Below are 19,832 nucleotides of genomic sequence, written 5' to 3'. Positions count from 1 at the left end.
GTGCTCAAGCCGATGTCGCAATAGGGAGGAGAGCGTGTCTGTACTGGACGTGAGAAGCGTCTCGAAAAGCTTCGGTGCTATCCGGGCCTTGTCGGAGGTTAGCTTCACGGTTGCTGCCGGCGAGGTGGTTGGCCTGATGGGCGACAACGGCGCCGGCAAGTCGACCATGGTGAAGCTGATTGCGGGGAACTTCCCCCCTTCCGACGGCGAGATCGCGGTCGATGGCGAGGTCTGCCATTTCCACAAGCCGATCGAGGCACGGGGCGCAGGGATCGAGGTCGTCTATCAGGATCTGGCCCTGGCCGACAATCTGACAGCCGCCCAAAATGTCTTTCTCGGCCGCGAGATGAAGAAGGGGTTGTGGCCGTTCCGCGTGCTCGACAAGCAGGCGATGATCAACCGCTCGGCAAACCTGTTCGCGGAGCTGAAGTCGGAGACGCGGCCGCGCGATCTGGTCAAAAAAATGTCGGGAGGCCAGCGGCAGGCGGTCGCCATTGCCCGCACCCGGCTCTCCAACGCCAAGTTGGTGCTGATGGATGAGCCGACCGCGGCGATTTCTGTCCGCCAGGTAGCCGAGGTGCTGGAGCTGATCCGGCGGCTCAAATCGCAAAGTGTGTCGGTGATGCTGATCAGCCACCGGATGCCGGATGTGTTCGCCGTCTGCGACCGCATCATCGTGATGAGACGCGGCTCGAAAGTGGCCGACAAGGCGACGGAGAATACATCGCCGGAGGAAATCACCGGCCTGATTACGGGAGCGATCCGTGACGCATAGCCAGACTGACACGCTGAAGGAAGGCCATGCGTCGATCGGCGATGTGGTCGGAATAAGAGAGCAGACCGCTTTCCAGAAGATGGTCGCCAGCCAAGCCTTCTGGGTCGGGATCGCGCTCTTCGTGTTGGTGGTCTTTATGACGTGGCTGGAGCCCAGCTTCGGCACGGTCGACAACACCACCAACATTACCCGCAATTTTGCGCCTATCGCCATTATGGGGCTGGGTATGACGGTGGTGCTGATCACCGGCGGCATCGATCTCTCGGTCGGCTCCGTGATGGGGCTGGTCGCCATCGTCGCCGGCCTGCTGCTGACTTGGCATCAGCCTTGGTACGTCGCGTTTGGCGCCGGTCTGCTCGCGGGCATGGCCTGTGGAGCCTTCAACGGTTTCTTCGTCGCCTATATCGGCATGCCGTCCTTTGTTGTGACGCTAGGCATGCTGTCGATCGCGCGCTCGGCGGCGGTCGTGCTGTCCGGCAACCAGATGCTCTACCAGTTCGGACCCGATGCGCCGATCGTCAAGGCAATCGGCCAGGCCAAATGGCCGCGGCACACGCCGGACGGCTGGGTGCCGCGTTGGATCCCGGAACTGTCCTCGCATTTCTGGGTGATGGTGATCCTTGCGCTCATCGTCGGTTTCGTCTTCATCTTCACCGCGTGGGCCCGTCACCTCTTTGCGATCGGCGGCAATGAACACGCCGCGCGCCTGACCGGCGTGCCGGTCGATCGGGTCAAGTTTCAGGCCTACGTATTTTCGGCGTTCACCGCCTCGATCGCATCTCTGCTGCTGCTGGGCTACAGCGGCTCGGCCATCAACGCCATGGGCACCGGTTACGAACTGCGCGTCATTGCCGGCACCGTAATCGGTGGCGCGAATCTGATGGGCGGCTACGGCACCGCGTTCGGCGCGGTGATCGGCTCGGCATTCCTGGAAGTCATCCGCAACGCACTGCTGATGGCCGGAATCGATTCCAATTGGCAGGGCGCCTTTGTCGGGGCCTTCATCATTCTTGCCGTGCTTCTCGGCATGCAAACCTCGGGCAAGTCGCTGCGGGCGACCCTGGAGGGCATGTTTACCTGGAAGCGCAAATAGAATCCGGCGGCCGCAAGCCGTCGGGGATAGTGGACGTCAAAATAAAGTGGAGGAACAGGTGAAAAAATACATTCTGACGACGGCCGTGGCGTTTTCCGCGCTGATGGCAGGGCAGGCCTACGCCCAGGAGAAATACACTTTCGCGCTAGTGCCGAAGAACATGAACAATCCCTTCTTCGACCAGGCCCGCGACGGCTGCAAGAAGGCGGAAGCGGAAGCCAACGGCGCCTTCGAATGCATGTATATCGGTCCCGGCGAGCATGGCGGTGGCGAGGAGCAAGTGCAGATCGTGCAGGACCTGGTGGCCAAGAAGGTCGACGGCATCGCCGTTGCCCCGTCGAACGCCGCGGCAATGGCCGTCGCGCTCGAGGCCGCCAAGGAAGCAGGCATTCCCGTGCTTACCTGGGACTCGGACGTACTGCCGGAGAACAAGGACCTGCGTGTCGCCTATGTCGGCACCCACAATTACGAGATCGGCGTCAACCTCGCCAAGATCGTGCAGACCATCAAGCCGAGCGGCGGCACCATCTGCATCCAGTCGGGCGGAGCTGCGGCGGCCAACCACAACGAGCGCATGAAGGGCATACGCGATACGCTGGCCGGCAAGGAGTCGGCGGCCTCGCCGGGCGATGCCCTGACCGGCCAGAACGGCTGGACGGAAGCACCGGGCTGCCCGCTCTATACCAACGACGACTTCCCTCTGTCGGTTCAGCAGTTCCAGGACTTCATGGCGAAGACGCCAAACCTCGACGCCTTTGTTCCGACAGGCGGCTTTCCGCAATTCATACCGGATGCCAATCGCGCTGCGGTCGAGCCGTACAAGGACAAGATCGCCTCGAAGGCGCTGGCCTTGGTCGTCGCCGACACCTTGCCGGTGCAGATGGACCAGATGAAGGAAGGCCTGTCGCTCGGCCAGGTCGGACAGCGGCCGTTCGAGATGGGCTACAAGACCATGCTGGCGCTGAAGGACATGAAGGACGGCAAGCCGGCTCCGGCCGACCCGACCTACACCGGCCTCGACGTCTGTACCCCCGAAACCGCCGACACCTGCATCGCAAAGTAGGCGAGGCGCGCAACTCTGCGGCGGGCGAGGGGAGACTCTCGCCCGCCTTTTCGCTGAGAGGCGACGACAATTCCGTTTGCGACTGGCTCAAAATCGACCGTTGCCGTCAGGGCCTTAAAGAGGATTCTGCTGGGTCACGGCGTCGCAGTTGAGAACGCGTGCCGAGAGTAATCCCATCCGGAGGAGCAATTGAGAAAGATACGATATGCCGTGGTAGGAGCGGGCTGGATTGCACAGGAAGCCTTCATGCCCAGTGTGTCCCAGACCGGAAACTCGACGATCTCGGCGATCGTCAGCGGCTCAGCCAAAAACGCCGCAAAGCTCGCCGAATTTCACGGTGTGGAACACGTCTTCAGCTACGAGCGGTACGACCAGATGCTCGCATCGGACGTCGCCGATGCGGTCTACGTGGCATTGCCGAACTCCATGCATGCCGACTATGCGATCCGAGCCCTGAGAGCCGGCAAGCACGCGCTCGTCGAGAAGCCGCTGGCCACAACCGAGGCGGAATGCGAGGCTATGATCGCCGCCGCCAATGAGAGCGGGGCCCACCTGATGACCGCGTATCGGCTGCATAACGAGCCCGGCACAGTTGAACTGTTGGAGCGTATCCGCAGCGGCGAGATCGGCGATCCCCGCATCTTTTCCGCGGTCTTCTCATTCGTGGCGTCGCCCGACAATCACCGCCTTAAGGCCGGCTATTGGGGCGGTCCCTTGCAGGACATCGGCGTCTACTGCCTGAATGCCGCGCGCCATATCTTTGCTACTGAGCCGATCGAGGCAGTCGCGGTCAAGAGTTTCGGCAACGGCAGCGCCGTCGTCGGGGAAGTCGAGGAGAGCATTGCCGTGACGCTGCGCTTCCCCCAGGGCCGGCTTGCTCAGTTCATTGCCAGCTTCGGCGCGGACAATTCGGATTTTTACCACGTGGGCGGAACGAAGGGGAGCGTAACGGCCGACCCAGGCTTCCGTTTCGAGACTGCCGTGCGCATGAAGTTTCGGCAGGGCGACACCAGTGCCGAAAAGACCTTTCCGCAGACGGACCATTTCGCCGGACAGACTGCGTATTTCTCTGACTGCATCCTGGGCGCACAACCGCCTGAACCAGATGGAGAGGAGGGACTTGCCGACGTGCGTGCCCTGCTTGCCATCGAGCGCGCCGCCAGCACCGGCCAGCCCCAAAAAATCGACACACCTGCACGGCAGTTTCACCCTACGGCGGAGATGATCCGCATTTTGCCGACAACGGAGAAGCGACTGGTTCTCTAGACTAACGCGCTTTCGCCCCGCGAGCTATGTCTGCGCTATTTGGGACGCTCCGGTATCAGTCGGGTGTGAGAAAAACCGAATATTCAATTGGCAGTCGCGGCCTGCTGGATGAGGGCGGCAACGGCTTCCGGCTTGGAAACGTATACAGCTGCTGCGCGACGGCATGACCAAGGCCGAGGCTTAACTACGCCATGAAAACGGTTCTGCTCCTTTGCTCGTCCGAAGCCTCCTTCCTAACCAATGTCCGGTTTTGGAATGGCACCACCAAAGCATATGCGTTTTGGGTCAGTCGTTCCCGCTTTAAATTCTCCTGGGGAGGCCCGGCTAAGGCCGACTCCGGCCCTCGCGAACGTCAGCTTCGAAGAAGCGCCACGAACTGCAGCTCATGGAGCGACCATGCCATCGAGCGGTGGGTTGCCGACCAACCAAACGCAAACATTTGCGGAATGCGCCATACCAATTGCCATACTAATTTGCAAAAAAGTATGGCGGTGGTTCGATATGTGGTTGAAAAATATGGTGATCCCGACAGGAATCGAACCTGTGACCTACAGATTAGGAATCTGCCGCTCTATCCTACTGAGCTACGGGACCACGCGGCCCGACACATAGCCGCTTCGGATCGTTTCGCCAAGAGCGCTCTGCACCCAATCAATCGGGTTTCGTCAATGGGTGGAAGCATGGCCGTCGAGAGGCTTTTGCTCACAATTCGAAATTGCATCCTCGTCACCCACGATTGAACCCCGTGAGTGGACCGCAAAGATGATCCGAAAAACAGCGGAACTTCGGACCACCGCCGCGCTTTAGTGTGCCGAAGGAGATGCCGCATGAGTGCTACGAAAGAGTTCTTTGAAACCTGGCTGCAGGAGAACGTCGGTAACCTGCCCGCGGAAAGCGAAGTGAGCGTGGCCGTCCTGGTTCAGCAATTCGAGCAGGATGCCGACGCGGCCGGCTTTGGTCACGAGGTGCGCGAAGACGAGATCGGCGACATCGAAGAGGCCATTGAGAAAGCTCTGGACAAGGCCAGGACAGGCGAAAAGCCGCAGGCCGCCGATCCGGCCGAAGAGAGTGATCTGGCGCCGGTCATGGAGGCGCTGGAGGTCGATGACCCGAAGAGCGGGCCGTAGCGACCCCAGGCAACATCGGTTAATAGCCGACCAGCGGTTGCGGCTCTCCCCTTCCACTCTACATGACCCGGCATGATAGATGCCAAACCACTCGGCGTTGTGATCGGCGTGGCTATCGGCGTCGCGTTGGACAATATTATTGCGTGTATCGGAATCGGTATCGCGCTGGGCATTGCCTTCGGTCTTGTGCGGAAGCCGTCCGGTCGGAAGTGACGATCGGAGCATCGCCACGTCCCGGGCCCGACCCGCCTTGTAGCCATCCCAAATCGCAGCGCACCCCTCGGATCAAGCCGCAGGGCAAGTCTTATGGGCGATGCATCAGGCGGCCAGCGCCGTCTCCGCGAGCTTCACCCAATAGCTCATGCCGTGCGGGATGACCTCGTCGTTGAAGTCGTAGGCAGGGTTGTGGAGACCGGCGGTGTCGCCATTGCCGATGAAGATGAAGGCGCCCGGCCGCGCTTCCAGCATGTAGGAGAAATCCTCGCCGCCCATCACCGGCTGGATGGCGCGATGCACCTGGGCCTCGCCGGCGATATCAGCGGCGACATCGCTGGCAAAGACCGTCTCTTCCGGATGGTTGAAGGTGACGGGATAATTGGCTTTGTAGTCGACCTCGATCGTTGCGCCGAAGGCCGCGCCCACGCCCTCGCAGATGGCGCGCACGCGCTCCTCCGCCTTCCTCGCGACCTCCTCCTTCAGCGTGCGCACGGTGCCGGCGATCTCGGCGCTCTCGGGAATGACATTGTAGGCGTCGCCGGCGTGGAATTTCGTCACCGACACCACGACAGCCTCGACCGGATCGGTGCTGCGCGAGGCGATCGTCTGCAGAGCGCCGACGAGCTGGCTGGTGATGACGATCGGATCGATCGTGCCGTGCGGCATCGCCGCATGCCCGCCTCGGCCCTTGACGGTGATGGTGAATTCGGCGGTCGCCGCCATGATCGGGCCCGGCTTGATGGCGAATTGCCCGACCGGCAGGCCCGGCATGTTGTGCATGCCGAACACCTTGGAGATGCCGAAGCGCTCCATCATGCCGTCCTTGACCATCTCGTTGCCACCGCCGCCGCCTTCTTCGGCCGGCTGGAAGATCACTGCGACGGAGCCGGCGAAATTGCGTGTCTCGGCAAGATATTTGGCGGCACCGAGCAGCATCGCGGTGTGGCCGTCATGGCCGCAGGCGTGCATCTTGCCTGGAATGGTCGATGCGTAGGGTTTTCCGGTGATCTCGCTGAGCGGCAGCGCGTCCATGTCGGCGCGCAGGCCGATGCTGGTGCCTTCGCCGAGGCGGCCGCGAATGATGCCGACGACGCCGGTCTTGCCGAGGCCGGTCACCACGTCGTCGCAACCGAAGGCTTTGAGCTTCTCGGTGACGAAGGCGGCGGTCTCGAAGACGTCGAAATTCAGCTCTGGCGTCTTGTGCAGATGGCGACGCCAGCCGGCGACCTCGTCCTGCATTTCGGCGGCGCGGTTGAGGATCGGCATGATGTTCCATCTCGCTGTTGGAGCAGACGGGCGCTGCCTGCTGCTTGGCAATTGTGCCTGCTGTCTTAGATTTGTCATTCAGGCACTTTGCCATCTTGACGTCACATAGGCTAAATAGCACCGCAAGATTGCGATCCGGAAGGGACCGGATCACCATGCTGGCGATTGCGTAACAAATCTTACGGAGCCAGAGGCGACTGCGGCAAGAGGCGATTTCGGATTCCACCATGCGGTACAGGCATTTCCTCAAACTAAAGCGCGTCGCGTTCGACCGGGCGATGCGCTTTAGCGTTGTCGTTTCTATGCGTGTCGTTATCGCAAAACCGCTGCACACTTTTGCGCGACATGCCTTGCTGGCGGGCGCCGTGGCGCTGCCGGCGCTGGCCGGTCCGGCTCTCGCCAATCCGACGATCGTGTTCGACCTGGAGAATGGCAAGATCCTCCAGCACCAGGAGGCTTTCGAGCGCTGGTATCCTGCCTCGCTGACCAAGCTGATGACCGCCTATGTGGCGTTTCGTGCGATTGCCGCGGGCGAGGTCCAGCTCGATTCGCCGATCAAGGTGACGAAGCGTTCCGCCAGCGAGCCGCCGAGCAAGATGGGCTTCAAGCCGGGCTCGGTCATGCGGCTCGACAACGCGCTGAAGATGATATTGGTCAAATCGGCCAACGACGTCGCCATGGCCGTCGGCGAGAACATCGGCGGTTCGCAGGCCGCTTTCGCCGAACGCATGAACGCCGAGGCGCGCCGGCTCGGCATGACCGGAACGCATTTCGTCAACCCGAACGGGCTGTTTTCGCCGGACCAGTACACGACGGCGCGCGATCTCGGCTTGCTGGTGATGGCGATCCGCACGGAGTTTCCACAATATGCCGCATGGTTCTCGATCGAGGGCCTGGCCGTCGGCAAGAAGAAGATCCCGAATTACAATCTTCTGATCGGCCGCTATCCCGGCGCCGACGGCATGAAGACCGGTTTCGTCTGTCCGTCGGGCTTCAACATGATCGGCTCGGCAACACGCGACGGGCGCACGCTGGTGGCGGTGGTGCTTGGCGAGAAATCGGCCATCACCCGCGCCGAGACCGTCGCCAGGCTGCTCGACCACGGCTTTGCCACGCCGACACCGGGCCGGCTGACGGTGGCGGCGCTGCCTTCCTATGGCGACACCACATCGGTCAACGACATGAATGACGAGATTTGCAGGAAGAAGCCGGCTAAGGAGCAGTCGGAAGCTGCCGTCCCCGTCGGCGACAAGAAGGCGCCAAAATCGGCTTACCAGAAAAAGCTCGACGCGCCCACATTGGTCGCGGTCGGCCTTGGCGGCGCCACCGGGCCGATACCGAAAGCCATGCTCGATGCATCGGGCCGGGAATATGCCGACGTGCCGCTGCCGAGCTGGCGGCCCGACCTGCCGGTGCCGCCCGGCGGCGAGCCGGCAGTGATCGGTTCCGCAACCGCGGCCCAGAACGTCCAGCCGGCCAAGGCCATGAACTAGCCTGATGAGCAGCGGCTTTCCCATCGCCGTATCGGTGCTGACCGGTTTTCTCGGCGCCGGCAAGACGACGCTGCTCAACCGGCTGCTCAGGGATCCCGCGCTCGCCGACACCGCGGTCATCATCAACGAGTTCGGCGAGGTGGCGATCGACCATCTCCTGGTCGAACAGGCCTCCGACGGCATCATCCAGCTTTCCGACGGCTGTCTCTGCTGCACGGTGCGCGGCGAACTGGTCGACACGCTGGCCGATCTCGTCGACCGGCTGCAGACCGGCCGCATCGCCCGGCTTGCCCGCGTCGTCATCGAAACCACCGGCCTCGCCGATCCGGCGCCGGTGCTGCAGTCGATCATGGCCCATCCGGCGCTTGTCCAGGCTTTCCGGCTCGACGGGGTCATCACGCTGGTCGACGCGGTCAACGGCGACGCGACGCTCGATGCCCATGTCGAGGCGGTGAAGCAGGTGGCGGTCGCCGACCGCATCGTGCTGACGAAAGCCGATCTGGCCACCGATCCGCGCGATGTCGAGGCCTTGCGGGCGCGGCTGCGGCAGATCAATCCGGGTGCCGAGCTGTTCGACGCCGGCGATAGAAGCACCGATGCAGCGGCGCTGCTCGATTGCGGCCTCTACAACCCAGCCAGCAAGTCCGCCGATGTGCGGCGCTGGCTGGGCGAGGAAGCCGCCCATGATCAGCACCACCATGGCGATCATGATCACGGCGACCATGACCACGACCATCGGCACGATTCCCGCGTGCGCTCCTACTCGTTGGTTCATGAAGGGCCGGTGCCGTTTTCGGCGATCGAGATGTTCCTCGACCTGTTGCGATCGGCGCATGGCGAGCGCCTGCTGCGCATGAAGGGCGTCATCGAATTACTGGAAGACCCGTCGCGGCCGCTGGTCGTCCACGGCGTCCAGAAGATCCTGCATCCGCCGGCGCGGCTGCCGTCCTGGCCGGACGGCCAACGCGGCACAAGGCTGGTGCTGATCACGCTCGACATGCCGGAAGATTACGTCCGCCGGCTGTTTGCCGCCTTCACGAACCGGCCGTCGATCGACACACCGGACCGCGCGGCGCTGGAAAACAACCCGCTGGCCATCGCCGGGCGGTAGCTTCAATTTCCGAACGCCGCACTGCCCCTCATCTGCCTGCCGGCATCTTCTCCCCGTATAGTGACGGGGAGAAGGGCGCCCTCACCGACGCTTTCGCCAATCAGCAACGTTGCAGCAAGAGCGCCAAGGTTGCGGCCAGCTTCTTTCTCCCCGTTTACGGGGAGAAATGTCCGGCAGGACAATGAGGGCAGCGCAGAGCGGAATTGCTCTCAGCCGCCGCCGCGTTCGACGAGGAAGCGGTGGCCGCCTGGTATCGCTGCCGTTTCGATCAATCGATGGCCGCTCTCGGTGCAGAAGGCGGGAATGTCGATGACAGCGAGGGGGTCAGTGGTTTCGAGCCATAGCCGGCTGCCCGGCCGCATTGTGGCCAGCCGCTTTTTTGCCTTGAGCACGGGCAACGGGCAGTTCAGGCCTTTGAGGTCGTAGACGGCGGCGGGGCTGGTTGAGGGCCTGTCTTCCTGGCCCCCATCTTCTTGTTCGGGCATGAAGCTCAGCCGCCGAACATTCCGAGCAGCTTCTTCTTCAGCCTTGTCGTCCTGCTTTCACCGGCATTCGCCGCCTGCGTTGCGGCCGGGGCGGCATCGGGGGTCGACGCGATTGTCGCGGTAGCGACAGGCGCTTCGGCAGCGGCCCTGGCCTCCTCCTCTTCGGCCAGCGAATTGATCCTGGCCGTTTCCTTTTCGGCCAGAGCCTGAGCCTTGGCCGCCTGTTTCTCGGCCTTGGCCGCCTCTATCGCGGCAAGCCTTTGCTCCTCGGCCTTTTGCTTGGCGGCCTTCTCGGCGTCGAGCGCGGCCATCTTGCGGCCCGCCGGCGAATCGATGCGGCCCATGCGCGCCGTCGCCGTCAACGAGCCGTCGGCGTTGAGCGAAGGCGGCTCGATCGGCACGCGTTCGCCACGGGCGCGCTTCTTCGACCACTCGGAAACGATGCTGGCTTCCTTGATCCCGGCGATGGTCGGCTTGGGCGCCGGCACGCTGGCCTTGACCGCGCCGCTGAAAGCCGCCTCGTAGGTGCTCTGATAGGCATTGAAGGCGCTCTTCAGCGAATCCGGCTGCGTCGTCGCGGGGCAGGCGCCGGTCGGATCGAAGGTCTCGCCGTCAGGCGCGACCTGGTTGAAGACATAGCGCTTCTCGCAGACATCGACCTTCGGCGGCACTTTCGTGATCTCGAAATTGTCGTAGCCGACCTTCAGCATCTTCCAGAATTCGTAGTTCGGATCCTTGCGATAGCGCGCCATGTTGGCGGCGGTCATGCGGAACGGAAAGGCCTGGATCTGGAACTCGGTCTGACCGCCCTGGAAAGCGTCGCGGCCGAAGGCGTAGATTTGCTCGATTTGCGCGTCGGTCATCGAATAACAGCCCGACGACGAGCAGGCGCCATGGACCATCAGATGCGAACCGGTGCGGCCATTGGCGCGATCGTAGACGTTGGGGTAGCCGATGTTGAAGGCAAGGTGGTAGCTCGAGCGCGGATTCATCTGCGCCGGACGGACCGTATAGAAGCCTTCCGGCGCCTGGCGGTCGCCTTCGGTGTATTTGGGACCCAGCTTGCCCGACCATTTGCAGATGTCGTAGCTGGCGACCAAATCGTAGCGGCCGTTGGTCTTGGCCTTCCAGATTTCGAGCTTGCCCTCTTCCTTGAAGATGCGGGCCATCACCGGCGAGGTGCGGGTCATGCCCTTGGCCTTCATGCTGGCCAGGATCTTGTCGGGCAGCGGCTTGTTGGCGTGGGGGGCAAAATCCTTCATCGAAGAATCATTGCAGCCGGCGACGCCTATCGCGGCAATCAGAAGTGCGGTGCGGGCGAGCTTGGCAAGCATGGGTATGGCTATGTCTTTTCTTTCGGAGCGCAGGCCTCAGCGCCGTCAGGCCCAACCTAAGCCCGTTAACCTTGAAAATTCCTTACCGCAAGCGCCGGGCTTACGGCAATCCGATTGAAACGAACGCAGCGGCATTTTTGTGGCGGAAGTGCTCAATCTCGCCACATTGCAGCGCCGAAACAGCATCGGCTAAAGGTTTCGCCCCATAGAAAGGTATTTCTCGCGGCGCTGCTCACGAAAATCGGTGTTGGCGCCGGAGAATTCCTTCATCGTTTTCGCAATGAGATCGCCGGTGGCGGCAATCACTGTTTCCGGGCCACGATGGGCGCCGCCGAGCGGTTCGGGAACGATGGCGTCGATGATCTTCAGCTCCAGCAGATCCTGGGCGGTGATCTTCATGTTGGTCGCCGCATCCTTCGAGCGGGTGGTGTCGCGCCACAGGATCGAGGCGGCGCCCTCCGGCGAGATCACCGAATAGATGGCGTGTTCGAGCATGTAGACGCGGTTGGCAGTGGCGATCGCGATGGCGCCGCCCGAGCCGCCTTCGCCGATGACCACCGAGATCGATGGCACCTTCAGGCCGAGACAGGCCGAGGTCGAGCGGGCGATGGCTTCCGCCTGGCCGCGCTCCTCGGCATTGACGCCTGGATAGGCGCCGGCCGTGTCGACCAGCGTCAGCAACGGGATATTGAAGCGGTCGGCGAGTTCCATCAGCCGCACCGCCTTGCGATAGCCCTCCGGCCGCACCGAGCCGAAATTATGCTTCAGCCGGCTGGCCGTGTCCGAGCCCTTTTCCTGACCGATGATCGCCACCGGCTCGCCGCGGAAGCGGGCGAAGCCGCCAACGATCGCCTGGTCCTCGCCGAAATTGCGGTCACCGGCAAGTGGCGTGAAATCGTTGAACAGGCCCTTGATGTAGTCGACGCAATGCGGCCTGTCCGGATGGCGCGCCACCTGCACTTTCTGCCACGGGGTCAGTGCCTTATAAGTGTCGCGCAAGGCATCGCGCACGCGTTTCTCGAGCCGGCTGATCTCATCGCCCACGTCGACAGCCTCGCCATTCTCGGCGAGCTTCTTCAACTCGAGAATCTTGCCTTCAAGATCGGCGACCGGCTTTTCGAAATCGAGGTAATTGTACATTCTTGGGCGGACCGATAAGCCGGGAGGCAATGACTGACGGAACCTGGGAAATAGAGGCTCCGGGCGGTGGAACGTCGTCCTCACATAGCGATATGACGCCTAGTCGGCAAGCGGATGATGATCGTTGACCAGCCGCACCAGCCGCTCCTCCAGCACATGGGTATAAATCTGCGTCGTTGAAATATCGGCATGGCCAAGCAACTGCTGCACGGCCCTGAGATCGGCGCCGTTCTGCAGGAGATGGCTGGCGAAAGCATGGCGCAGCACATGCGGCGATATTTTCGCCGAGGCGATGCCGGCCCGCGCGGCAAGGCCCTTCAGGTCGCGGGCGAAGACCTGCCTGGAGAGATGGCCACTGTCGCTTGCCGCCGGAAACAGGAACGGGCTATCTGCCAAAGCCGGCACTGTTGAACGGGCAGCGAGCCAGGCCCGCATCGCCACGCGCGCCTTTGCCGACAGTGGCACCATGCGTTCCTTGTCGCCCTTGCCGCGCACCATGAAGAAACGATCGTCGCGCAGCGCCACCGTCACCGGCAGGCCGACCAGTTCGGAAACCCGCAGGCCGGTGGCGTAGAGCACCTCGACCAGCGCATGCAGGCGCAGTGCCGCCAGGCCGTCGCCATCGTTCAGCGAGGCGTCAGCTGCCTCCTGCGCCGCACGGTCGATCAGCTTGCCGGTGTCGGCCTCGCTCATCGTCTTCGGCAGCGGCCGGCCCTTCTTCGGACTGTCCAGGGTTCCAGTCGGGTCGTCGCGACGCAGGCCTTCAGCATAGAGGAACTTGAAGAACTGGCGGATCGCCGACAGCTTGCGCGCCTGCGAGGTGGCGGCAAAACCGCGTGCGGCTATATCGTCGAGATAGTTGCGGATATCGGCGGCGGCGGCACCAGCGAGCCCGCCGTCGATCTCGACTGACGCGTCTTCGAGGTCGCGGCGATAGCTGGAAAGCGTGTTTTCGGCAGCGCCGCGCTCGGCGCTCATCATTTCCAGAAAGGCTTCGATGCGGGCCGCGCTGTTCATGTCTCTCAGTTTTTCTTGGGAATGAGCTTTTCGGGAGGGATGCGTACGCTCATTTCGGCCTTTCTCGGCTCGACGAACATCGCCAGAGCGAACATCGCGCCATAGACAATGCCGGCCAGAATCGTGAGCGTCACGACAAAGCGGAACAGTGTCGGCATCAATTCTCGCCCGTCTTGTTGTTCTGCGTTTCCAAACCCTATGCCCTTATGAGACGCCAATCCGGCCAATTCAAGGGCGAAGCTCGGACGACGCGCGGCCGCGCCACGCTTGACGCAATCAGGCTTTTGATGTCGATACGCCGGCAAAGAGGGCCTGCTTGGTTTGTTTTGCTTGCCGCAGGTTCTGTCGCAAAACCGTGCGACAGTTTTGCGGAACCTGCTTAGAAACATCATGGTGTCATGAACTCGCTGCCAGCCAATCCTCCCGATGAGAGCCATGCCGCGCTGCTCGGCCGGCTGGGCAGCCGTTCCATTGTCTTTGTCGGCCTTATGGGCGCCGGCAAGACGGCGATCGGCCGCAAGGTAGCAGCGATGCTGGGACTGCCTTTCATGGATAGTGATCAGGAGATCGAAAGCGTGTCGCGGATGAGCGTCCCGGAACTGTTCGAACGCTATGGCGAGCCCGAGTTCCGGGCGCTGGAGCAGCGCGTCATCCTGCGCGTATTGGAACACGGCCCGCAGGTGCTGTCGACGGGCGGCGGCGCCTTCATGAGCGCCCAGACGCGAGAGGCCATTGCCGGGCATGGCGTGTCGGTATGGCTGAAGGCCGAGATCGACCTGTTGATGGACCGCGTTTCCAAGAAGCAGAACCGCCCGCTGCTGAAAAGCGCCGATCCCCGTGCCGTGATCGAGCAGTTGATGGCCGAGCGCTATCCGGTCTACGCAACCGCCGATGTTACCGTGCCGACCCGTGACGATCGCAAGGAGGTCATCGCGGCCGAGGTGGTGAACGCGCTTTGCGGGTATTTCGGCGTGGCAGCCGCGACAGGCGAGGTGCGCTCGTGAGCAGCAATGCGACAGTCACCGTCGAAGTCGGGCTCGGCGATCGCGCCTATGACATATTGATCGGCTCCGGCCTGCTGTTGCGCGCCGGCACCGAGATTTCGCGCCGCCTGCCCGGCACGCGCGCCGCGGTGGTCACCGACATCAATGTCGCCGCCGCCCACCTCGAGACGTTGAAGGCCGGCCTTGAAAAGGGCGGCATCCGGCCCGCCGTCATCACGCTGCCGGCTGGAGAAAAGACCAAGAGTTTCACCCATCTCGAAGAGGTGGTGGATGGCGTGCTCGCCGCAAGACTGGAACGCGGCGATGTCGTCGTCGCGCTTGGTGGCGGTGTCATCGGCGATCTGGCCGGATTTGCCGCCGGCATCGTGCGCCGCGGCATGAATTTCGTGCAGATCCCGACTTCGCTGCTGGCGCAGGTCGACTCTTCCGTCGGCGGCAAGACCGGCATCAACAGCGCGCGCGGCAAGAACCTCATCGGCATCTTTCATCAGCCAAAACTGGTGCTGGCCGACACCGAAGTGCTCGACACGCTGCCGATTCGGGAATTCCGGGCCGGTTACGCCGAACTCGCCAAGTACGGGCTCATCGATCGCCCCGACTTCTTCGCCTGGTTGGAGGAAAACTGGGGCAAAGTGTTTGCCGGCGGCCCGGAGCGGACCGAGGCGATCGCCGAAGCCTGCCGCGCCAAGGCCGATGTCGTCGCCCGCGACGAGTTCGAGACCGGCGACCGCGCGCTGCTCAATCTCGGCCACACGTTCGGCCACGCGCTCGAGGCCGCCACCCAATATGACAGCGCCCGTCTCGTCCACGGCGAGGGAGTCGCCATCGGCATGGCGCTGGCTTATCGCTTTTCGTCACGCCTCAACCTGGCAAGTCCCGACGATGCGGCGCGCGTCGAGGCGCATCTTCGCGCCGTTGGCCTGCTATCGCGCATGGCCGATATTCCGGGAGAATTGCCTGACGCTGAAGCGCTGCTTGCCTTCATCACCCAGGACAAGAAGGTATCGCGCGGCGCGCTGACCTTCATCCTGACGCGCGGCATCGGCCAGGCCTTCATCGTCAAGGATGTGCCGGCGTCGGAAGTGCTGTCGTTTCTGACGGAGAACCATCCGGGTCAGCAGAAGAGCCGCCCGGGTCGGCCGAGAGGCCGACCCGGATGAACGAAGCCGGCTGGATTGTCGCTGCTGTCCTTGCCGGGCTCGGCCTGCTCGCTTTTGCCTTTCGCGCGCGCCTGCTCGCTGCATTCGGCTATGAACTGCGGCGCATCGAGCCGCAGCATTCGAACCATGATGAATCGCACGGTGCCGTCGACGATTTTCGACGCGACGGCCAGGTGGTGCGCGAGAGTCGCGCCCGCATCGGCCGCCTGTCCGATCTCGACGAGCTCGAAGTGTCCGATGTCATGGTGCACCGCACCAACATGCGCTCGGTCAATGCCGACAACGCGCCGGAGGCGGTGGTGCGCGAGATCCTGCAGAGCCCGCATACCCGCATGCCCTTGTGGAAGGGCTCGCTCGACAACATCGTCGGCGTGCTGCATGCCAAAGACCTGCTGCGCGCGCTGAACGATGTCGGCAACGACTTTTCCCAGATCGACGTGATGAAGATCGCGACAAAACCCTGGTTCGTGCCCGACACCACGACGCTGCAGGAACAGCTCAACGCCTTCCTGCGGCGCAAGGCGCATTTCGCTATCGTCGTCGACGAGTACGGCGAGGTCGAGGGGCTGGTGACGCTGGAAGACATCATCGAGGAGATTGTCGGCGAGATCGCCGACGAGCACGATATCGACGTGCAGGGCGTCAAGCAGGAAGCCGACGGCTCCGTCGTCGTCGATGGCACCGTGTCGATCCGCGACCTGAACCGGGCGCTCGACTGGGACCTGCCTGACGAAGAAGCCACCACCATTGCCGGTCTTGTCATCCACGAGACGCAATTGATCCCCGACGAGAAGCAGGCTTTCACCTTTCACGGCAAGCGCTTCGTCGTCATGAAGCGCGACAAGAACCGGATCGCAAGGCTGAGGATCAGGCCGGCCGGTGACATTTAGGTTCCGATAGATTATGTCGCGGCTAATCAATCCTTGACTGGATGCTCGTCGCGCCGGCACTTTCGACTGGGCTGTCTGGAGATGACGGTGATCGATCGGCGAACCCTGCTTTTGATGTCGATGGCGTTGTTGCCGGCCAGCGCTTCGGCGGCGTCGCGCCGGCTTTCGCCATCTCCGCAAACCGTCGACTACGGACCGGCCAGGCTCGACATCTACGCGCGCGCTGGCGAAAACTCCCTGCCTGTGATCCTTTTCGTCCATGGTGGTGCCTGGCGAGCCGGCAATCGCGCCAACGTCGACGTCAAGCCGGACTTCCTGCTCGACAATGGCTTCTGCTTCGTCTCGATCGACTACCGGATGCTGCCTGAGGCTGATGTCGCCACCCAGGCCAACGATGTCGAGCAGGCCTATCGCTACGTGCGCGCCAACATCGCCGGATACGGCGGCGATCCGAACCGGATAGCGGTGATGGGCCATTCGGCCGGCAGCCATCTCGCAGCACTGACCGGGCTGCGCGGCGGTCTGCTCGGCGTCGCGGCGCTGGTTCTGAACGATACCAGGGCCTATGATCTGGAGGCGCTGGCGAGGAGCGGCGGCATGACACGGGCCTATGCAAAGGCCTTTCCCGACCCGGCGCAGTGGCGAGGGCTGTCGCCTGCCACCCATGTCGGGAGCCGCAAACATCCGCCGACCTTCATCGCTTATTCGCGCGCAACGGGTCGTGCGGCAGCCTCACGGGCCTTCGCCGGCCGCCTGCAGGCGGCCGGAACGGAGGTGACACTGTTCGACGGCAGCGCCTATTCGCACATGTCGATCAATCGCAATTTCGGCGACGAAGGCGATGCCTTGACCGGTGCGGTGATGATTTTCCTGAAGGCAGCGCTCGGATAGAGCGGTTCATCGTGTCACGGAAACGCCGAACCCCTCTATCTCTTTGTTTTCGCGCAATTCCCCAGGGAAAGCGCTACGCGCTTTTCCCGGGAAAACCGTTTCACACTTTTCCTGGAATTGCTCTAATGCCTACCATCTGGTTTTTTCGTCCGGCGCGGCCGGCTCGATCGCCAGCGCATGGACACCGGCCTTCAATTCGTCGGCCAGCAATGCGTTGACCGCACGGTGGCGCTCGATGCGGCTCATGCCGGCGAAGGCCGATGAGACGATGCGGACGCGGAAATGCGTTTCGCCGGTGCCGTCATAGGTGCGGTGATGATCGGAGTCCTGATGGTGATGGCCGGCATGGAGATGGCTTTCGTTGATGATGACCAGCCGCTCCGGCGAGAACGCCTTCTTCAACTTGCCTTCCATCGTCGACTGTATGGACATTCGTACTTCCCTTCACCACATAGGGCCGGCGCATGAACCCCGAAAATCGGCGGCCTTTGCGCGTCCGGAACGACGCGCGGCGCCGCCGCCCGTGACAGAATACGCCGATCGCCCGCTTTATGCCGCGATTCAGCGGTTAGGGCGATCATCGCGAAAATGTCAATTCTTGTTTCGCACCGGCGAACAGCCCATAAATGGGTGAGATGAAACCGTACCCCAAATATTTCGAGAAAATTCGCATCCGCCCGGAGAAGGATGCGGAGCTGAAGTCTCGCTCGCCGATCTGCCAGTGGGACGGTTGCAAGGAGGCCGGCACCCATCGCGCGCCGGTCGGACGCATGAAGGAGGGCGAGTATTTTCAGTTCTGCTTCGATCATGTGCGCGAGTACAACAAGGGCTTCAACTATTTCTCCGGTGTCCCCGATACCGAGATCGCCCGTTTCCAGAAGGAAGCGATGACCGGCCACCGGCCGACATGGAAGATGGGCGTCAACGGCGCCTCGACGCGCTCCTCGCCCGATTTCGCCCAGCAGCGTTCCGGCCGCGCCGGCTACTACAACCGCATGCGTGATCCGTTCGACCTGTTCAAAGGCCCGAAGGATCCGCGTGAGGCGCGTGAGCGCAAGGCCAAGCCGCTTGAGGCCAAGGCGCTGGAAACGCTTGGCCTTGATACAAAGGCGACTGGCAAGGATATCAAGGCGCGTTATAAGGAACTGGTGAAACGCCACCATCCGGATGCGAATGGCGGCGACAGAGGTTCGGAAGACCGGTTCCGCGATGTGCTCCAGGCCTATCGCGTGCTCAAGCAGGCAGGATTGTGCTGAGCGACCTCCGTGTCGTTTTCCAACTTTCATAAGGTTGGAAAAGGCTCTAAGACCGCCCCCGGACAAAATCGATTGCCGGCGAAATCAGGCGCTTCGCCCGTGGAGACGTTGATAAAGATGAACAAGGTCGATCGCGACATCGCCAACCTGCCCGACACCACCGTGCCGGTGAAGGAGAAATTCGGCTTCGAGTCCAAGATGGTGGTGCCGGCCTATTCGGTGACGAGCGAACATGTGCCCGACATCGATCCCGACTATCTGTTCGACAAGAACACGACGATGGCGATCCTCGCCGGCTTCGCCTACAACCGCCGTGTCATGGTGTCGGGCTATCACGGCACCGGCAAGTCGACGCATATCGAGCAGGTCGCCGCCCGCCTCAACTGGCCTATGGTGCGGGTCAACCTCGACAGTCATGTCAGCCGCATCGACCTCGTCGGCAAGGACGCCATCGTCGTCAAGGACGGGCTGCAGATCACCGAATTCCGCGACGGCATCCTGCCCTGGGCCTACCAGCACAATGTCGCGCTGTGCTTCGACGAGTACGATGCCGGCCGCCCGGACGTGATGTTCGTCATCCAGCGCGTGCTGGAATCGTCCGGACGGCTGACGCTGCTCGACCAAAGCCGGGTCATCCGCCCGCATCCGGCGTTCCGGCTGTTTTCGACCGCCAATACGGTCGGTCTCGGCGACACCACCGGCCTCTATCACGGCACCCAGCAGATCAACCAGGCGCAGATGGACCGCTGGTCGATCGTCACCACGCTGAACTATCTGCCGCACGACAATGAGGTGAACATCGTGCTGGCCAAGGCCAAGCACTATCGCGATGCTAAGGGCAAGGAGATCGTCAACAAGATGGTGCGTGTCGCCGACATGACGCGTTCGGCCTTCATCAATGGCGACCTGTCGACCGTCATGAGCCCGCGCACGGTCATCACCTGGGCCGAGAATGCCGAGATCTTCGGCGATATCGGCATGGCGTTCAGGCTGACCTTCCTCAACAAGTGCGACGAGCTGGAACGCTCGCTCGTGGCCGAGTTCTACCAGCGCTCCTTTGGCCAGGATTTGCCGGAGAGCGCCGCCAACGTGGTTCTGGGCTAAGCATGGCTCTGAAAAGTCGCAACGCTTTTCGGACAGGGTCGTGCGCTACAGCGCCGCGCGTCCAATTGGACGCGCGACGGACGCTGTAGAACTTTGATTTCGCGCATGATCCTTTCCGAAAATCGATTCCGATTTTCGGGG

At 62.5% G+C, this 19,832-nt stretch carries 21 protein-coding genes and 1 tRNA gene; 14 read left to right on the top strand and 8 right to left on the bottom strand.

Annotation, left to right across the window (positions count from 1 at the left end; all coding sequences use genetic code 11):
* The first annotated feature begins 34 nt into the window (after positions 1-34).
* The 4 genes from NMG70_RS32425 to NMG70_RS32410 all read left to right on the top strand — a co-directional run bounded on the left by NMG70_RS32425 (position 35) and on the right by NMG70_RS32410 (position 4,197).
* The gene (locus tag NMG70_RS32425) at positions 35-775 is read left to right on the top strand and encodes an ATP-binding cassette domain-containing protein (RefSeq protein WP_254028248.1); all 741 of its coding nucleotides are present in this window, start codon (positions 35-37) and stop codon (positions 773-775) included.
* Positions 765-1,868 (top strand): ABC transporter permease, encoded by a 1,104-nt coding sequence (locus NMG70_RS32420; RefSeq protein WP_436798505.1) that lies wholly within the window; start codon positions 765-767, stop codon positions 1,866-1,868. Before NMG70_RS32425 ends, NMG70_RS32420 begins: the two co-directional genes overlap by 11 nt.
* A 58-nt stretch (positions 1,869-1,926) precedes the next feature.
* Positions 1,927-2,931, top strand: a complete 1,005-nt coding sequence (locus NMG70_RS32415) for a substrate-binding domain-containing protein (RefSeq protein WP_254028247.1) — start codon at positions 1,927-1,929, stop codon at positions 2,929-2,931.
* A 210-nt stretch (positions 2,932-3,141) separates the two neighbouring features.
* Positions 3,142-4,197 carry a Gfo/Idh/MocA family protein gene (locus NMG70_RS32410; RefSeq protein WP_254028246.1) on the top strand — a complete coding sequence of 352 codons (1,056 nt, stop codon included), beginning with the start codon at positions 3,142-3,144 and terminating at the stop codon, positions 4,195-4,197.
* Between the two features lie 517 nt (positions 4,198-4,714).
* Here NMG70_RS32410 and NMG70_RS32405 read toward each other — a convergent pair.
* Positions 4,715-4,791: transfer RNA gene (locus NMG70_RS32405), tRNA-Arg, on the bottom strand.
* 155 nt (positions 4,792-4,946) lie between these two features.
* Here NMG70_RS32405 and NMG70_RS32400 point away from each other — a divergent pair.
* Both NMG70_RS32400 and NMG70_RS33485 read left to right on the top strand, forming a co-directional pair.
* Entirely contained in the window at positions 4,947-5,324 is a 378-nt protein-coding gene (locus NMG70_RS32400; RefSeq protein WP_254028245.1) for a hypothetical protein, read from the top strand.
* Positions 5,325-5,396: 72 nt separating this feature from the next.
* The gene (locus NMG70_RS33485; RefSeq protein WP_495663993.1) at positions 5,397-5,537 is read left to right on the top strand and encodes a glycine zipper domain-containing protein; all 141 of its coding nucleotides are present in this window, start codon (positions 5,397-5,399) and stop codon (positions 5,535-5,537) included.
* 105 nt (positions 5,538-5,642) lie between these two features.
* Here NMG70_RS33485 and NMG70_RS32395 read toward each other — a convergent pair whose 3' ends face one another.
* Positions 5,643-6,806, bottom strand: a complete 1,164-nt coding sequence (locus NMG70_RS32395) for a M20 aminoacylase family protein (RefSeq protein ID WP_254028244.1) — start codon at positions 6,804-6,806, stop codon at positions 5,643-5,645.
* 227 nt (positions 6,807-7,033) lie between these two features.
* On the opposite strand from NMG70_RS32395, the gene NMG70_RS32390 reads away from it, so the two are divergent.
* Both NMG70_RS32390 and NMG70_RS32385 read left to right on the top strand, forming a co-directional pair.
* Positions 7,034-8,299: a D-alanyl-D-alanine carboxypeptidase family protein gene (locus NMG70_RS32390; protein ID WP_436798504.1), complete on the top strand. Its 1,266-nt coding sequence runs from the start codon at positions 7,034-7,036 to the stop codon at positions 8,297-8,299.
* 4 nt (positions 8,300-8,303) lie between these two features.
* Positions 8,304-9,410: a CobW family GTP-binding protein gene (locus NMG70_RS32385; RefSeq protein WP_254028243.1), complete on the top strand. Its 1,107-nt coding sequence runs from the start codon at positions 8,304-8,306 to the stop codon at positions 9,408-9,410.
* A gap of 209 nt (positions 9,411-9,619) precedes the next feature.
* Here the strand turns inward: NMG70_RS32385 and NMG70_RS32380 are convergent, their stop codons facing one another.
* The 5 genes from NMG70_RS32380 to NMG70_RS32360 form a co-directional block, all read right to left on the bottom strand.
* The gene (locus NMG70_RS32380; protein ID WP_254028242.1) at positions 9,620-9,895 is read right to left on the bottom strand and encodes a sulfurtransferase TusA family protein; all 276 of its coding nucleotides are present in this window, start codon (positions 9,893-9,895) and stop codon (positions 9,620-9,622) included.
* A gap of 5 nt (positions 9,896-9,900) precedes the next feature.
* Positions 9,901-11,229, bottom strand: coding sequence for a L,D-transpeptidase family protein (locus NMG70_RS32375; RefSeq protein WP_254028241.1), 1,329 nt, complete (start codon positions 11,227-11,229; stop codon positions 9,901-9,903).
* 189 nt (positions 11,230-11,418) lie between these two features.
* Complete coding sequence (locus tag NMG70_RS32370) at positions 11,419-12,369, bottom strand: acetyl-CoA carboxylase carboxyltransferase subunit alpha (RefSeq protein ID WP_254018271.1); 951 nt, start codon at positions 12,367-12,369, stop codon at positions 11,419-11,421.
* Between the two features lie 99 nt (positions 12,370-12,468).
* Positions 12,469-13,386 (bottom strand): site-specific tyrosine recombinase XerD, encoded by a 918-nt coding sequence (locus NMG70_RS32365; protein ID WP_254028240.1) that lies wholly within the window; start codon positions 13,384-13,386, stop codon positions 12,469-12,471.
* A 5-nt stretch (positions 13,387-13,391) separates the two neighbouring features.
* The gene (locus NMG70_RS32360) at positions 13,392-13,544 is read right to left on the bottom strand and encodes a histidine kinase (protein ID WP_091593135.1); all 153 of its coding nucleotides are present in this window, start codon (positions 13,542-13,544) and stop codon (positions 13,392-13,394) included.
* Positions 13,545-13,784: 240 nt separating this feature from the next.
* Between NMG70_RS32360 and NMG70_RS32355 the strand changes: the two genes are divergently transcribed.
* From NMG70_RS32355 to NMG70_RS32340, 4 genes are all read left to right on the top strand, one after another.
* Positions 13,785-14,390, top strand: coding sequence for a shikimate kinase (locus NMG70_RS32355; RefSeq protein WP_254028239.1), 606 nt, complete (start codon positions 13,785-13,787; stop codon positions 14,388-14,390).
* Positions 14,387-15,550, top strand: a complete 1,164-nt coding sequence (gene aroB / locus NMG70_RS32350; protein WP_254028238.1) for a 3-dehydroquinate synthase — start codon at positions 14,387-14,389, stop codon at positions 15,548-15,550. The genes NMG70_RS32355 and aroB overlap by 4 nt, the downstream gene beginning before the upstream one ends.
* Positions 15,547-16,440, top strand: coding sequence for an HlyC/CorC family transporter (locus NMG70_RS32345; protein ID WP_254028237.1), 894 nt, complete (start codon positions 15,547-15,549; stop codon positions 16,438-16,440). The genes aroB and NMG70_RS32345 overlap by 4 nt, the downstream gene beginning before the upstream one ends.
* An 87-nt stretch (positions 16,441-16,527) precedes the next feature.
* Positions 16,528-17,331, top strand: coding sequence for an alpha/beta hydrolase (locus tag NMG70_RS32340; protein WP_254028236.1), 804 nt, complete (start codon positions 16,528-16,530; stop codon positions 17,329-17,331).
* Positions 17,332-17,460: 129 nt separating this feature from the next.
* Here NMG70_RS32340 and NMG70_RS32335 read toward each other — a convergent pair whose 3' ends face one another.
* Positions 17,461-17,763, bottom strand: a complete 303-nt coding sequence (locus tag NMG70_RS32335) for a BolA family protein (RefSeq protein ID WP_254028235.1) — start codon at positions 17,761-17,763, stop codon at positions 17,461-17,463.
* Between the two features lie 194 nt (positions 17,764-17,957).
* Between NMG70_RS32335 and NMG70_RS32330 the strand changes: the two genes are divergently transcribed.
* Both NMG70_RS32330 and cobS read left to right on the top strand, forming a co-directional pair.
* Complete coding sequence (locus tag NMG70_RS32330; protein ID WP_036262308.1) at positions 17,958-18,587, top strand: J domain-containing protein; 630 nt, start codon at positions 17,958-17,960, stop codon at positions 18,585-18,587.
* A gap of 117 nt (positions 18,588-18,704) precedes the next feature.
* Positions 18,705-19,691: a cobaltochelatase subunit CobS gene (gene cobS, locus NMG70_RS32325; protein ID WP_254028234.1), complete on the top strand. Its 987-nt coding sequence runs from the start codon at positions 18,705-18,707 to the stop codon at positions 19,689-19,691.
* Positions 19,692-19,832: the final 141 nt, after the last annotated feature.

It is taken from the genome of Mesorhizobium ventifaucium, assembly GCF_935822925.1.
Lineage (GTDB): Bacteria > Pseudomonadota > Alphaproteobacteria > Rhizobiales > Rhizobiaceae > Mesorhizobium > Mesorhizobium ventifaucium.
The sequence above is the reverse complement of the archived record's forward strand: the minus strand, read 5'-3'. Positions and strand labels throughout refer to the sequence as shown.